The sequence below is a fragment of the Streptomyces diastatochromogenes genome (genome assembly GCF_002242805.1).
In the GTDB taxonomy this organism is placed as follows: domain Bacteria; phylum Actinomycetota; class Actinomycetes; order Streptomycetales; family Streptomycetaceae; genus Streptomyces; species Streptomyces diastatochromogenes.
The window spans coordinates 1-14,826 of record NZ_MCGQ01000009.1; the positions used below are offsets into that span (position 1 = coordinate 1).

Annotated in this window: 12 protein-coding genes; 6 read left to right on the top strand and 6 right to left on the bottom strand. The window is 71.2% G+C overall.

Features of this window, described 5'->3' with window-relative positions; all coding sequences use genetic code 11:
* From BEK98_RS09630 to glgB, 3 genes are all read left to right on the top strand, one after another.
* Positions 1 to 174: alpha-glucosidase C-terminal domain-containing protein (locus BEK98_RS09630; RefSeq protein ID WP_208643070.1), on the top strand; the 174-nt coding region annotated here is incomplete at its 5' end.
* A 93-nt stretch (positions 175 to 267) separates the two neighbouring features.
* A complete protein-coding gene (locus BEK98_RS09635) occupies positions 268 to 1,692 on the top strand; it encodes a maltokinase N-terminal cap-like domain-containing protein (RefSeq protein WP_208643071.1) in 1,425 nt (474 codons plus the stop codon).
* Positions 1,689 to 4,100 carry a 1,4-alpha-glucan branching enzyme gene (glgB, locus tag BEK98_RS09640; RefSeq protein ID WP_094216013.1) on the top strand — a complete coding sequence of 804 codons (2,412 nt, stop codon included), beginning with the start codon at positions 1,689 to 1,691 and terminating at the stop codon, positions 4,098 to 4,100. The genes BEK98_RS09635 and glgB overlap by 4 nt, the downstream gene beginning before the upstream one ends.
* 76 nt (positions 4,101 to 4,176) lie before the next feature.
* On the opposite strand, the gene BEK98_RS09645 is transcribed toward glgB, so the two are convergent.
* The 6 genes from BEK98_RS09645 to BEK98_RS09670 form a co-directional block, all read right to left on the bottom strand.
* Complete coding sequence (locus tag BEK98_RS09645) at positions 4,177 to 6,399, bottom strand: HelD family protein (RefSeq protein ID WP_208643060.1); 2,223 nt, start codon at positions 6,397 to 6,399, stop codon at positions 4,177 to 4,179.
* A 179-nt stretch (positions 6,400 to 6,578) separates the two neighbouring features.
* Positions 6,579 to 7,049, bottom strand: a complete 471-nt coding sequence (locus BEK98_RS09650) for a hypothetical protein (protein WP_094216014.1) — start codon at positions 7,047 to 7,049, stop codon at positions 6,579 to 6,581.
* A 1-nt stretch (position 7,050) separates the two neighbouring features.
* Positions 7,051 to 11,013, bottom strand: a complete 3,963-nt coding sequence (locus BEK98_RS09655) for a DNRLRE domain-containing protein (protein WP_094216015.1) — start codon at positions 11,011 to 11,013, stop codon at positions 7,051 to 7,053.
* Positions 11,014 to 11,159: 146 nt separating this feature from the next.
* Positions 11,160 to 11,492, bottom strand: coding sequence for a thioredoxin family protein (locus BEK98_RS09660; RefSeq protein WP_279635456.1), 333 nt, complete (start codon positions 11,490 to 11,492; stop codon positions 11,160 to 11,162).
* Complete coding sequence (locus BEK98_RS09665; RefSeq protein WP_094216016.1) at positions 11,489 to 11,917, bottom strand: MerR family transcriptional regulator; 429 nt, start codon at positions 11,915 to 11,917, stop codon at positions 11,489 to 11,491. Before BEK98_RS09665 ends, BEK98_RS09660 begins: the two co-directional genes overlap by 4 nt.
* A 29-nt stretch (positions 11,918 to 11,946) precedes the next feature.
* Positions 11,947 to 12,468 (bottom strand): Lrp/AsnC family transcriptional regulator, encoded by a 522-nt coding sequence (locus BEK98_RS09670; RefSeq protein ID WP_094216017.1) that lies wholly within the window; start codon positions 12,466 to 12,468, stop codon positions 11,947 to 11,949.
* A 46-nt stretch (positions 12,469 to 12,514) separates the two neighbouring features.
* Here BEK98_RS09670 and BEK98_RS09675 point away from each other — a divergent pair, with 46 nt between their 5' ends.
* From BEK98_RS09675 to BEK98_RS09685, 3 genes are all read left to right on the top strand, one after another.
* Positions 12,515 to 13,429: an NAD-dependent epimerase/dehydratase family protein gene (locus BEK98_RS09675; RefSeq protein WP_094216018.1), complete on the top strand. Its 915-nt coding sequence runs from the start codon at positions 12,515 to 12,517 to the stop codon at positions 13,427 to 13,429.
* Position 13,430: 1 nt separating this feature from the next.
* Positions 13,431 to 14,327, top strand: a complete 897-nt coding sequence (locus BEK98_RS09680; protein WP_094216019.1) for an aldo/keto reductase — start codon at positions 13,431 to 13,433, stop codon at positions 14,325 to 14,327.
* Between the two features lie 79 nt (positions 14,328 to 14,406).
* Positions 14,407 to 14,826 (top strand): hypothetical protein, encoded by a 420-nt coding sequence (locus BEK98_RS09685; protein WP_094216020.1) that lies wholly within the window; start codon positions 14,407 to 14,409, stop codon positions 14,824 to 14,826.

Here is a 14,826-nt window from a genome sequence, read left to right on the forward strand (position 1 = left end):
CACAACTTCTCCCGGTTCGCGCAGCCCACGGAGCTGGACCTGAGGCGGTTCGGCGGGCGGCATCCGGTCGAGCTGTTCGGCGGGGTGCGGTTCCCGGCGATCGGCGAGCTGCCGTACCTGCTGACCCTGGCGGGGCACGGCTTCTACTGGTTCCGGCTGCGCCGGGACGCGTAGTCCGGCCGGGTGGGACGGCCGGCGGTTTCCGCCGTCCCACCCGGGGCACGCATCAGTAACACCCCGACGACCCGGGGAAAGGACATGACGCCCATGGCGGACAAGGTCACCCCTTCTGGCACCACTCCCCCTTCCGGTCACCTCCTCGCCTCGCTCGCACCGCTGTTGCGCGAGTGGCTGCCCAGGCAGCGGTGGTTCGCGGGCAAGGGCCGCCCGGTCACCGGTTTCACCCAGGTGGCGGCCACCGAACTGCTGCCCCCCGACGGCCGGCTGGGCCTGTACCACCTGCTCCTGCGCGTCCACCAGCCGCCCGCGCTCGGCGCCCCGCCGCACCCCGGCGACTGCTACCAGCTGGTGATAGGCGTGCGCGAGGCGCTGCCGCCCCGGCTGGCGCCCGCGCTCATCGGACATGTCATCGAGGGCCCACTGACCGGCCGCACGGTGTACGACGCCCTGTACGACCCCCGGCCCGCCGATGTGCTCCTGGAGGCCCTGCGCACCCAGGCGCGCGTCGGCGGGCTTCGGTTCGACCGGGAACCGGGCCAGGAGATCCGGGAGGGACTGGTGGCCCGCCTGATGACCGGCGAACAGTCCAACTCGTCGATCGTCTACGGCGATACGTTCATCCTGAAGCTGTTGCGCCGGGTGGTCCCCGGCGTCAACCCCGACCTGGAGATACCGCGCGCCCTGGCCCGCGAGGGCTGCGCCCGGGTGCCCGCGCCGACGGCGTGGCTGCGGGCCGAGCCGGCCGACGAGCCGGACGCGTCGTACGTCCTGGCCGTGCTCCAGCCGTTCGTGAGCGGCGCGGCCGACGGCTGGGAGCTGGCGCTGCGCGAGCTGGCCAAGGGCGAGGACTTCGTCGCCGAGGCCCGGGCGCTGGGCCGGGCCACCGCCGAGGTGCACACCGCCCTCGCCCACGCCCTGCCGACGGTCACCCTGGGCCACGCCCAGCTGCGATCGCTGGTGGACGGCATGACCGAGCGGCTGGTGGCGGCCGTCCAGGCCGTGCCGGCGCTCCGGCCGTACGAGCGGGGGCTGCGCTCCGCCTTCGAGGCGCTGGACGGGCTGGCCGCCGAGGGGCGCACCTGGACCGCCCAGCGCATCCACGGCGACCTGCATCTCGGCCAGTGTCTGCGCTCGCCGTCCGGCGCCTGGTCGCTGATCGACTTCGAGGGCGAGCCGGCCCGGCCGCTGGCCGAGCGGCGCCTGCCGCAGCCGCCGGTGCGGGACATCGCCGGGATGCTGCGCTCCTTCGACTACGCCGCCCGCTCGGTGAGCCCGCCCGCGCCGGGCTGGGCGGACCGCTGCCGGGCCGCGTACTGCTCCGGGTACGCGGAGGCGGCCGGCCGCGACCCGCGCACCGATCCCGTCCTGCTGCGGGCCTACGAGACCGACAAGGCCGTCTACGAAGTCGTCTACGAGGCCCGCCACCGCCCCGACTGGCTGCCCGTACCCCTCGCCGCGGTCCGCCGCCTCGCCACGTCCGACCCGACCCTCGCCCGGGAGACCCGTCAGTGACGTCCAAGAAGCCAGCCACCCCGAAGAACAAGTCCGGCAAGAGCAAGGCCGAGAAGAGCACGGCAGAAAAGAGCACTGCAGAGAAGGGCGGGGCCGGGAAGAAGGCCGCGGCCGCCGGTTCGGCCGGGAAAACGGGTTCCGCCCAGAAAACCGGTTCCGCCGTCATCCCCAGCGCCCGCAAGCCCGAACCGCCCGCCCAGGAGCGCCCTCTGGAGGTCGCCGTCTCCCCCGCGATCGACGCCGGTGACCGGGAGCGGCTGCTGCACGGCACGCACCACGACCCGCACGCCGTCCTCGGCGCCCACCCGGTCCCGGGCGGGGTCGCCTTCCGTGCCTTCCGTCCCTACGCGCAGGCGGTCAGCGTGGTCTCCGGCGACCTGCGGGCGGACCTGCACGACGACGGGGACGGCTTCTTCTCCGGGCTGCTCCCGCTCACCGAGGTCCCCGGCTACCGGCTGCTCGTGACGTACGACGGCACGGTCCACGAGACCGAGGACGCCTACCGCTTCCTGCCCACGCTCGGCGAGCTGGACCTGCACCTGCTCGGCGAGGGCCGGCACGAGCGGCTGTGGCGGGTGCTCGGCGCACACGTCATGACCCACCAGGGCGTGACCGGCACCCGGTTCTCGGTGTGGGCGCCGAACGCGCGCGGTGTGCGGGTCGCGGGGAACTTCAACTTCTGGGACGCCGGCGGACACGCGATGCGCTCGCTCGGCTCCTCGGGGGTGTGGGAGCTGTTCGTGCCGGGCATCGGCGAGGGCGAGCTGTACAAGTTCGAGATCACCCGCCCGGACGGCTCGCGCACCCTGCGCGCCGACCCGCTGGCCCGCCGTACCGAGGTCCCGCCGGCCACGTCGTCGATCGTGCACGCCTCGCACCACGAGTGGGGCGACGCGGAGTGGATGGCCCACCGCGCCGACACCCCCGTACACGAGGCACCGTTCTCCGTGTACGAGGTCCATCTGCCCTCCTGGCGCCCGGGTCTGACGTACCGCCAACTGGCCGACCAGCTCCCCGCGTACGTCACCGAGATGGGCTTCACCCATGTCGAACTGATGCCGGTCGCCGAGCATCCCTTCGGCGGCTCCTGGGGCTACCAGGTCACCGGCTTCTTCGCCCCGACCGCCCGGCTCGGCACCCCGGACGACTTCAAGTACCTCGTGGACCGGCTGCATCAGGCGGGCGTCGGCGTCCTGATGGACTGGGTTCCGGCGCACTTCCCGCGGGACGAGTGGGCCCTGGCCGAGTTCGACGGGCGTCCCCTCTACGAGCACCACGACCCGCTGCGGGCCGCGCACCCCGACTGGGGCACCCTGGAGTTCGACTTCGGCCGCCGCGAGGTGCGCAACTTCCTGGTCGCGAACGCCGTGTACTGGTGCGAGGAGTTCCACATCGACGGGCTGCGGGTGGACGCCGTGGCCTCCATGCTCTACCTCGACTACTCGCGCGAGCCCGGCCAGTGGACGCCGAACGAGCACGGCGGCCGGGAGAACCTGGACGCGGTCGCCTTCCTGCAGGAGATGAACGCCACCGTCTACCGGCGCTGCCCGGGCGTGGTGACCATCGCCGAGGAGTCCACCGCCTGGGACGGCGTCACCCGGCCCACCCACCACAAGGGCCCGAGCGGCTTCGGCGGGCTCGGCTTCGGGCTGAAGTGGAACATGGGCTGGATGCACGACTCGCTCCAGTACATGAGCCACGAACCCGTGCACCGCAAGTACCACCACCACGAGATGACCTTCTCGATGGTGTACGCGTACAGCGAGAACTACGTGCTGCCGATCTCCCACGACGAGGTGGTGCACGGCAAGCGGTCCCTCGTCTCGAAGATGCCCGGCGACTGGTGGCAGCAGCGCGCCAACCACCGCGCCTACCTGGGCTTCATGTGGGCCCATCCGGGCAAGCAACTCCTGTTCATGGGCCAGGAGTTCGCGCAGGGCGCCGAGTGGTCCGAGGCGCACGGGCCGGACTGGTGGCTGTTCGATCCGTCGTACGGCGCCGAGGCCGACCACCGGGGCGTCCGGGACCTGGTCCGTGACCTCAACACCGTCTACCGGACGACCCCGGCGCTGTGGGAGCGCGACACGGAACCGTCCGGCTTCCAGTGGGTCGTCGGGGACGCGGCCGAGGACAACCTCCTGGCGTTCCTGCGGCTCGACGCGGCCGGTGTCCCGCTGCTGGCGCTGTCGAACCTCTCCCCGGTCGTCCGTCACGACTACCGGCTGGGCGTCCCCGAGGACGTCCCCGCCTGGCACGAGGTCCTCAACACCGACGCCGAGCGGTACGGCGGCAGTGCCGTCACCAACCCCGACCCGGTCAAACCGGAACCCCAGCCCTGGCACGGCCGGCCGGCCAGCATTCGCCTGACCCTGCCTCCACTGGCGACGGTGTGGCTGCGGCCGGCCTGACGGCGTCCGCGCACCTCTGAACCCCGGCCCCGGGCAGCGGTTGCCCGGGGCCTCGTACGCGTCGCCGGTCACCCGTCTACGCAAAGGCGCCGGCCAGCGCCTTCGGCAGTTCGCCGGTGTACAGCACCCCCAGCCGCTGGGTCGCCCGGGTGAGTGCCACGTACAGGTCGCTCGTGCCGTAGCGGGCCGGTTCCACGACCAGGACCGAGTCGAACTCCAGGCCCTTCGACTGGCGGGGGTCGAGGAGGACGACGTGCCGGGTCAGGTCGGGTTCGGCGTCCGCCGTCACCCCGGCCAGCCGTGCGGCCAGCTTGCGGTGCAGGTAGCGCGGGGCGATGACCGCGAGCCGGCCCTCGGCGGGCGTCAGCTCGTCGACCGCCTTGGCGACGGCGCCGGGCAGGTCGTCGGTGGCGCGCGCCCAGGGCCGTACCCCCGTCGAACGGACCGAGCTGGGCGGTTCGAAGCCGGGGTTCTCGGCGCGGACGACGGCCGCCGCGACGTCCATGATCTCCGCCGGCGTACGGTAGTTGACGCCGAGGCGCGTGTGCTCCCAGCGGTCCTCGACGTACGGCTGGAGGATCTTCGACCAGGAGCCGACGCCCGCCGCCTCCGCCGTCTGGGCCGGATCGCCGACCAGGGTCATCGAGCGGGTCGGGCTGCGCCGCATGAGCAGCCGCCACGCCATCGGGGACAGCTCCTGCGCCTCGTCGACGATGATGTGCCCGAACGCCCAGGTCCGGTCGGCCGCCGCCCGCTCGGCGGCGCTGCGGTGGTCGTCCTCCTCCTGCCGCTCGGCGAACCGCTCGGCGTCGATGATGTGGTGCGCGGACAGGACCTCCGAGTCCTCCTCGTCCTTGTCCTCGAACTCGTAGGTCCGGGAGGCGTACGAGACGTCAAGGACGCCCTGCGCGTACGCCACCTGCGTCTCCCGCTCGCGCTCCGCCCGCGCCCGCGTCACCCGCTCGTCGACGCCCAGCAGTTCGGCCGCCTCGTCGAGCAGCGGTACGTCCGCCACGGTCCACGCCCGGGTGACCGGGCGGCGGATCGCGGCCGCGTCGTCGTCGGGCAGATAGCCCACGGGGTCGGCGAGGAAGTCCGCGACCAGGCGCTGCGGCGTCAGACGCGGCCACAACTGGTCGACGGCCGTCCATACCTCGGGGTTCTCGGCGAGTTCGTCGCGGATCTGGGTGATGTCGGAGGCGTCCAGCAGGCTGCTGCCGTCGTACGGGTCGGTCCCCACGCGCTCGGCGTACAGCTCGGTGAGCGTGTTGAGGATGTGGCCCTCGAAGTGTTCCCGGGCCACGTTGTGCGGCAGCTTGGCGGCGCGGGTGCGCTCGCGGGCGACCTTCACCAGGCCGTCGTCGAGCATCAGGATCTCTCGGTCGTGCTCGATCGCGATCACCGGATCGGGCAGCGACTGCCAGTCGCGTACGACTTCGGCGAGTACGTCCGCCATGTCGGCGCGGCCCTTCACCGCGGCCGCCTCCCGGCCTTCGGTCGCGGTCGCCCGCACGCCCGGGAACAGCTCGCCGACCGTCGCCAGCAGCACCCCGGTCTCGCCGAGCGAGGGCAGCACCTCGCCGATGTAGCCGAGGAAGGCGGGGTTGGGGCCGACGATCAGGACGGCGCGCTTGGCGAGCAACTCGCGGTGCTCGTACAGCAGATACGCGGCCCGGTGCAGGGCGACCGCCGTCTTGCCGGTGCCGGGGCCGCCCTCGACCACCAGCACCCCGCGGTAGGGCGCCCGGATGATCTCGTCCTGTTCGGCCTGGATGGTCTGCACGATGTCGTTCATGCGGCCGGTGCGCGCGGAGTTGAGGGCGGCGAGCAGCACGGCGTCGCCGGTCGGGTCCTCGTGGCCGGTCCTGGTCCTGTCGCCGAGGTCGAGGATCTCGTCGTGCAGGGCGGTCACCGTACGGCCGTCGGTGGTGATGTGCCGGCGCCGGCGCAGGCCCATCGGGGTGTGGCCGGTGGCCAGGTAGAACGGGCGGGCGACGTCGGCACGCCAGTCGATCAGGATCGGGGTGCGCTCGGTGTCGTCGGTGCGCAGGCCGATGCGCCCGATGTGGTGGCTGGTGCCCGAGGCCAGGTCGATACGGCCGAAGCACAGCGAACCGTCGACGGCGTTCAGCGCGGCCAGCAGCCCCGAGCGCTCGGCGACCAGGATGTCCCGCTCCAGCCGGGCCTGCATGGGCTTGTCGCCCTGGGCGAGCGCCTCCGCGACCGAGGTCCCGGCCTCGCCGCGCAGCACGTCCACGCGCGCGTACAGTCCGTCGATGAATTCCTGTTCGCGACGCAATTCATCGTCCGGAAATTCGGTGTTTGACAATTCCGCTCCCGCCCGGATATACTGTGCCCAGTGAACTTCTCCGCGACCCGATCGAATTGAAGTCGCGAACCACCGAATATACGCAAAGAAATCCCCCGAGCGCAATTGCTCGGGGGATTTCTTGTGTCAGGCGACGCTCAGGTCGCGTGTCAGGACGAGCCGATGACGAACAGCCACAGGCCGTTGCGCTTGAAGACGGTGAAGGTCTCCTGCTGTCCGGTGCGACGGAAGTGGATGGTGCCGCCCCGGACGTCGTACGGGTCCTCGGGAGTGAGGTCGATGGAGACCGGTCCCGCCGCCCCCTTGCCATAGGTGCCGATGACACGGCGGGCGGCGGCCGCCTCGGCATGGCGGGCGAACCAGCGGCGGTGCCAGGAGAGGTCCGTCAGGCCGTCCGCGTCGCCGTCACTCAGGCGCTGCACGTAGAGCTCGAGATAGAGCTTCAGTGTGCTGGGGGCGCTCCAGTCGCCCGTGTACGTCACCGCGGGCAGGCCGGCCCGGCTCGCCCGGCGGTAGTCCCACTGGTCGCGCGGGGCACCCCAGGCGAGGGCGGCGCCCCCGGCCAGCAGAACGGCCAGAACGAGCGCGAGCCACAGAATGGTCTTTCGGGTTCTGTTCATATCAGTACCAGTGGGGTGTGATGTGGGCGATGTAGACCGTGACGCCCGGACGGCGCTTGATGATGGCGGCGAGATTCGTGTTCCGGTAATGGCTGGAGTGCTGGTAGACCTTGATGGAGCTGGTCGTGGAACCGGTGCCGTAGATCACGGCCGCGTGGTCGAGGTTGGAGTCACCGTCGCCCGCGTACTCCAGCAGCATGATGTCACCGGCCGAGACGCTGCTGAGGTTCCGGACCCAGGTGACGCTGTCCTCGTTGCCCATGAAGTTGGCGAAGTTGTTGGCGGCGGACCAGGAATAGGTCATGTCCGACTTCGACTTGCGCCACCACTCGTACGGGCTGCGCCTGATGTCGATGACCGATCCGTACTCCATGTGCGCGCCGCCGCCCCGGTTCAGGGACTTGGAGGCGAAGTTGGTGCAGTCGGTACGCAGCTCGTCCGCGTCCGCGTAGTGGGCCGCGGCCCAGGAGACGGTGCCGCCGCGGCTGAAGGAAGCGCGCTTGGCGGTGCCCGCGGGCGCGGTGCCCACGGGGAGGGCGTCTCCGTCGGTGTAGAAGGCCTCCATGCCGGGCGCCGTGACGTCGGTGTCGTCCCCGTCGAGCGGGACCTGCGCGGCCGCGGTGCCGGAGGCTGACAGGCTGCTCAGGAAGTCGGTGGCGTCAAGCCGCTGGGTCAGCACCGGAGACGGGCCGCTTGTGTCGAAGGTGTAGACCTCATGGGCGTCCTCTCCGTTCTGAGTGGTGCCGTCGGTCATCGTGGTGGCGCCCGTGTGGTGGGTGTACACCAGGTCCGAGGTGCTGGTCAGGGGCCCGGCGGTGGTGTCGGCCAGGCTCGTGGTGATGCCGGAGTAACCGACCCCGTCACCGGACAGACGCGCCTTCTCGGCGAGCAGATCGTCCTCGTCGGTATGCAACTGGGCGCTGAACGCGGCCCCGTCGGCGCTGGCGGCGACGGCGGCGTCCGCACTCGCGTAGGTACCGGTGAGCAGACCGCTGCGGGCGTCGAGGTACTGCTGGAGGATCGACTTGTAGGCGGTGGTGCTCGCGGCGTGCGTCGCGGCGGGCTTGACCGACGAGGAGGTGGCTGGCGCGCTGGTGCCGTGGGTGGTGGTCGCGGTGACGGTGACGGTGTAGTTGACGCCGTTGGTGAGGCCGGTGAGTACGGCCGTGGTGCCGCCGGTCGCGGCGTCGACCGAGGTCTGCGCCGCCTGCTGCGTGGTGCCGGCCACGTAGGCGGTGACGGTGTACGAGGAGATGTCACCGGAGTACCCGGTGTTCTCCGGGGCGTTCCAGTGGACCAGCAGTCCGGCGGCCGTCGGCGTGGCGGTGACGGTGGTGGGCGCGTCGGGGGCGCCCGGGGCGATGTAGGTCACCGTGAGCTTGGTGCCGGAGGCCGGGTAGGTGGCGCCTGTGGTGGTGCCGGAACCCTCGTCGGCGGCCTGGAGTGCGAGTCCCTGGTCGGGGTTCGAGCCGTCGAGCCAGAGCTGTACGGCGGAGGTGACGTCGAGCGAGGCCGGGTCGGCGGTGCTCAGGTCGAGTGCGTTGCCGTCGGCGGCGGCGACCAGATCGGGGCCGGTGCCGGCGGCGGTCCAGTCGGCGTTGAGGGGGTGGACCTCGATGTCGTGCGCCTCGCAGGTGCCCATGCAACCGGCGGTGCCCATGCTGAGGGTCGCCGAGGTGATCTGGGCGCCGGAGGGGATGGCGGACAGGTCGGGCAGGATGTAGCTGCGCCAGTGTGCGGTGCCGGAGGCGCCGACCTTCAGCGTGCTCGCCGCCGAGCCGGTGCACGCGGCCCCGGCGCAGTCGGTGGCCCCCGTGTCCACGGTCGCCTGGGTCAGTGCCGAGCTGCCGATGACCGTCGTGGTCGTGGTGGGCGTCGTCGGCGCGGCGGGGAGATGGACGGTGAAGCTCTGGGTCCCGGTGTAGCCGGAGCAGCGGCTGTTGGAACAGGCCCGCATCTTCCAGGTGTACGTGGCCCCGTCGCTGAGCAGCCCTGCCGGGACCTGTACGGCCGCCCGCTCGCCGTTGTCCGCGCCGATGGTGGCCAGGGGGCTGCCCCCCAGGGCCGCGCCGGTGTTGTCGTACAGCAGGAACTCGGCCTGGACGGTGTTCCCGGAAGGAGCAGAGACCACGCCGGACAGGATGGGGGTGAGGGTCTGGCTGGCGCCGCTCTGGAGTGCGGTCGGCAGGTCGGCCGGGGGTTTGGGCGCCTTGGAGGTGTCCACGGTGAAGTTCAGCCAGCTGGACCAGGCCGAGTAGTCGGTGCCGTCATAGCCGCGGACCTGGAACTTGTACGTCGTGTGGTCGGCGAGCACACCCGCGGGAACCGTCCAGGTGGCCTTGGCGCCGGACGCCACCGAGGCTCCGGAGCCCGTGGTGAGGACGGTGCCGCCGCTGGTGGCGAGGGAGAACTGGGTGGTGAGGCTGTTGGAGTCGGCGTCCTTGACCAGGGCGGCCAGGGTCGGGGTGGTGGAGGTGACGTAGGAGGCGCTGCCGGAGGTGCTTCCCGGAGTGGCCTGGAGGCCGGAGGGCTTGGCCGGCAGGGTGTTGTAGGTGACGGCGAGAGTGGGCTCGCGGGTCGCGGTGTTGCACGAGGTGTGCGACGAGTCCGGGTTCATCGAGCAGAAGCGCTTGCCGTACGTGAGGTCGGCGGCGGCGTTGTTCAGCTGGATGCCGTGCTGGGCGTGGGTGCCGTCCACCCAGCCCTTGATGATCTTGGTGATGTCGATGGACTCGGTGGCGTTGGCGCAGCCGTCGGTCTCGTCGCCGTGGTTGAAGCTGTCGCTGATCCACCACGTGCCGGAGTAGTCGGCGGCGGGCCTGTTGGCCCACACCGTCGAGGGCGAGGAGTTCGCGTCGAGCGGGTGGACGGACATCGGCTGGGCGGTGCAGGTGTTGGCGTCGTACTGGTAGAGCTTCAGGTTGGCGCTGACCACGTGCTTGCCCTGGATGGCGTCGAGTTTCCAGTTCAGGTACGAGCGGTAGTTGGTGACGCCGTTGTCGAACGTGCCCACCATCAGTCGGTAACTGCTGATCTGAGGCGTGGTGTTGTCCGTGTAGACGTACGTGTCACCACTGCGGCTGAGCGAGGAGATGTCCGGGTCGATCGTGACCGGGTACACGGTACGCGGGCTGGTCAGGAACTTCGTCGAGGGGCGCAGCCGCATCCAGGTGCTGCCGTCCGGGCCCTTGGTCAGGGTGGTGGCGACCTTGTGCTCGGCATCCGGGGCGGCCTCGGCCCCGTGCGCGGAGTCCCACATCGTGAACTGGTGGGCCGACGCGACGGTGGCGCCGGACGGCCCGCGGCGCAGGGCGATCGCGCCGTTCGTGGTCTGCCGGGCGCTGAGCTTGCCGCCGAGGACGAGCGGAAGCGTGAGCGAGAAGGACCTGGACGGCCGGGCGGTGAGCACGACATGGGCCGTGAAGCCGCTCGCGGTGGTCGACACGACCAGGTTCTCGGTGGCGGACACCCGGTAGGTCGCCACGCCGCCGTGGACCTTGGGCTTCGGCAGGTTCGTGGGCCAGCCGACGCCGACCTTCGAGCCGTCGCTCTTGGTCAGGGTCGCGGCGGTGCGCGAACCGCCGTCGGACACCACCACGGGTACGGGTGAGTTCCTGGGGACCCAGCCGCGGTCGCCGGCCCGCTTGAGGGTCAGGTTCACCGGGGCGAAGGTGCCGTTCGGGCCCGCGATGCGCTGCTCGCCCTCCGATATCCGTGTGGTGAGCGTGCCGTCGGGGTTGGCGTAGGTGGTCGAGAACTCGTCGTCCAGTCCCGTGATGTGGACCGGTTCGCCGGTGTCCGCGGCCTCGGACAGGGCCGAGGCCGCGTCCCCCGCCGTCCCGTCGGTAGGTGTACCGCTCTGCGACAGGTCCGGTACGGCGGCTGCCGCGGCACCGGCGAGTCCGGTGGCGAGCGTGAGGTTGAGCGTGAGCGCCGCGGCGGCCAGGACCGCCGTGCGCCTCACGGTTCTGAGGGATGGCAAAGAAGATTCCTTGAGCAAGTGGAGAAGATCAAGGGATGTTCACAGCACTCCCACTTCTCATTCAAGGGATCTTGGCTGAAAATACACTGTCTTTACCTGGCCGCCTCGTCCTGGGCGCGGGCGGCTCGCTACAGCACGTCGGCCAGCTCCTCCAGCAGCCGTCGCTTGGGCCTGGCCCCCACCATGGACCGGACCGGCTCCCCGCCCCGGAACACCATGAGGGTCGGCGTCGACAGCACGCCGTAGGCGACCGTCGTCGTGGGGTTGCGGTCCACGTCCAGCTGGACGATTTTCAGCCGGTCGCCCTCCTCGAAGGCGATGTCCTTCAGCACCGGCGCCAGCTGCCGGCACGGACCGCACCAGTCGGCGGTGAACTGCACCAGCACGGGAAGGTCCGCGCCGATCACCTCCGCCTCGAAGTCCGTGTCCGTCACCTCGGCCAGTCCGCTCACCAAGCTCATCGCGTCAGCTCTCCCAGCTCGCACACGGGTTCCGGACCCCCCGGAACCTGCGACTCGGCGGCCAGCTCGTCCCGGGCCCGCTCGGCCCGCTCCAGCTGCCCCGCGACCGTCTCCCGCACGGCCTGGAGCTGCCCGATGAGCGCGTCCAGCTCGTCCAGCTTGCGCCGGTAGACGACGAGGGACGCCGGGCAGGAGTCGCCCTCCGGGTGCCCGGCTCGCAGACACTCCACGAACGGCCGCGTCTCCTCCAGGTCGAACCCGAAGTCCTGCAGCGTCCGGATCTGCCGGAGCAGCCGGACGTCGGCCTCGTCGTAGGCGCGGTGTCCCTTGTCGTCGCGCCGGGCGGGCAGCAGCCCCCGTGCCTCGTAGTAGCGCAGGGTGCGGGTGGTGGTTCCGGCCCGTGCGGCCAGCTCGCCGATTCGCATGAGTACGACCGTAGGTGTTGACGTCGGCGTCAAGGCAAGACGGGAGGCAGAAGCGGCTTCCGGCGCACCGGTGAGGACAGCACGATCGAGGTCGTCGTACGGCCGAGCGCCGAGGTCTGCTCCAGGACGTCCTCCAGGTGCACGGTGTCGGCGACGGCGACCTTGAGGATCCAGCAGTCCTCGCCGACCACGTGGTGCACCTCGGTGATCTCCGGGCGGTCGAGCAGCTCCAGGGTCCTCGGGTGCTTGAGGGTGTAGCCGCCGTGCGGGTTGACCCGGATGAAGGCCTGGATGCCGTAGCCGAGACGCGCGGGCGCGACCTGGGCGCCGTACCCCTCGACCACGCCCGCCGCCTCCAGCCGGCGCACCCGCTCGGTGACCGCGGCCGGGCTGAGCCGCACCCGGCGCCCCAGCTCGCTCAGCTTGATCCGGCCGTCGGTCTGGAGCAGTTCGAGGATCTGCCGGTCCAGCGCGTCGAAGGCCGCCGACGTTTCGCCGGTGGCGGCGCGCAGTTGCCGTGGTTCTTTCGGTGCGGTGGCCGGAACTCCCATGTCTTCCCCTTCAGACTTCGCTGTTACGCCCGGAGAATTATGGTCCATGAGACAGGGACGAGACATACTGGTCATCGGCGGAAACCGCTATTTCGGCAAGCGGCTGATCGCACGTCTGCTGGCCGCCGGAGACCGGGTCACGGTTCTCAATCGCGGCTCCTCCGCCCCGCCTTCCGGCGCGATTCACCTGGTCGCGGACCGCAATGACGAGAAGTCACTGATCGAGGCGCTCGGCTCCCGCACCTTCGACGTGGTCGTCGACCAGGTCTGCTACACCCCGCGCCAGGCGGCCGTCGCCCGCCGGGTCCTCACCGGCCGCACGGCCCGCTATGTGATGACGTCGACGGTCGAGGTGTACGAGTACGAGGACTCGGCCGACCCGGTGCGCGAGACGGCCGTCGATCCGCTCACCGTCCCGGTCGACCTGGAACTCCCCTGGAACGACGAGGAGTTCCTCGAATCCCACTACGGCGAGGGCAAGCGGCAGGCGGAGGCGGTGTTCGCGGCGGCCGGCCCGGAGTTCCCGTACACGTCCGTCCGGGTGGCCCATGTCCTGGGCGGCGACGACGACTTCACGGGCCGCCTCCAGCACTACGCCGACCGCGTCCGCACCGGCGCCCCGATCGCCGTACCCGCCGTGAACCACCCCGCGACGTACATCCACGTCGAGGAGATCGCCGACTTCCTGGCCTGGGCGACGGCCCAGGACTTCACCGGACCCGTCAACGCCGCCTCCCACGGGACGCTGACGACCGGGGAGCTGTGCGGGGCGGTGGCCGCGCACCTGCCCAGCGGCGAGGCGGTGTTCCAGGCCGTGGAGGTCGGCGAGGTCTCCCCCTTCTCCTTCTACCGCTCCTACGGCATGGACAACTCCCGGGCCACGAAGCTCGGTTTCGCCTTCGGTGACGTACGGCAGTGGCTGCCGAAGGCCGTCGCCGAGACCCTCGGACAGGACGTGTGACATGAGATACCGCACCCTCGGCGACGTGCGGGTGAGCGCGATCGGGCTCGGCGCGATGCCGCTGTCCGTCGAGGGCCGCCCCGACGAGACGCGCGCCCTGGCCACCGTGCACGCCGCGCTCGACGCGGGCGTGACCCTGCTGGACACGGCCGACTCCTACCATCTGCCGGGCCAGGACCCCGGCCACAACGAACTCCTCCTCGCCCGCGCGCTCGCGACCTACGGCGGCGACACGGACGACGTGCTGGTGGCGACGAAGGGCGGCCGGGGCCGACCGGCCGGCGGCGACTGGACGGTGACGGGCACGCCCACGCACCTGAAGGCGGCGGCCGAGGCCTCCCTGAAGCGCCTCGGCATCGAGGCGATCGGCCTCTACCAGCTGCACAAGCCCGACCCGGCCGTCCCCTTCGAGGAGTCCGTCGGCGCGCTGCGCGACCTGCTGGACGAGGGCAAGATCCGCCTGGCCGGCCTCTCCAACGTGACCACCGACCAGATCCGCGGCGCCCGCGCGATCCTCGGTGACCGACTGGTGTCCGTCCAGAACCGCTGCTCCCCCGAGGTCCAGGACAGCGAGCCCGAGCTGCGGCTCTGCGCGGAACTGGGTCTGGCCTTCCTGCCCTGGAGCCCGCTGGGCGGAATCTCCCGCAGCTCGCTGGACGGGCCGTCACGGCTGGAGGACTCTGCGGACCGGTTCGCCGTATTCCACCAGGTGGCCCGTGAGCACGGGGTGAGCCCCCAACAGGTCTGCCTCGCCTGGCTGTTGTCCCTCTCCCCGACCGTGGTCCCGATCCCGGGCGCGAGCCGTCCGGAGACTGTACGGGACTCGGCCGGGGCAGCGAACCTGGTGCTGGGCGAGGAGGAGCTGACCCGTCTGACGCGGGCCACGCGGACGCCGTGAATCCCCCTTGCCCGATCAGTGGCACCGACCGAAGACCCGCACCGACGCCCCATGAAGCCAGTGAATCCAGGAGTTTCGCATGGACGCCCTGCACCTCACCGACGCCAGCCGCATCCTCGCCGGCGTCGTCCTGCTCACCGTGCCGACCATCGAGATCGGCGGTTGGTTCATGACCCGCATCGTGCGCGGCCTGGTGCCGATGACGCCGTTCCAGAAGGCGTTCGCCCGCGCCGGCCACGCGCACGCCGGTGTGCTCGTCATCCTCAGCCTGGTGTGTCTGCTGTACGCCGACGCGGCCGGGCTGACCGGGGCGGTCGGCTGGATCGCGCGCCTCGGGGTCCCGGCCTCGGCGATCCTGCTGCCCGGCGGCTTCTTCGCGTCCTCAGCGGGCCGCGGCGACGTCGACCGCCCGAACGGGATGTTCGCGCTGGTGTGGGCCGGGGCCGCCGCGCTCGCCATAGGCGTGGTCAGCGTGGGGATCGGGCTCCTGACGGCCTGA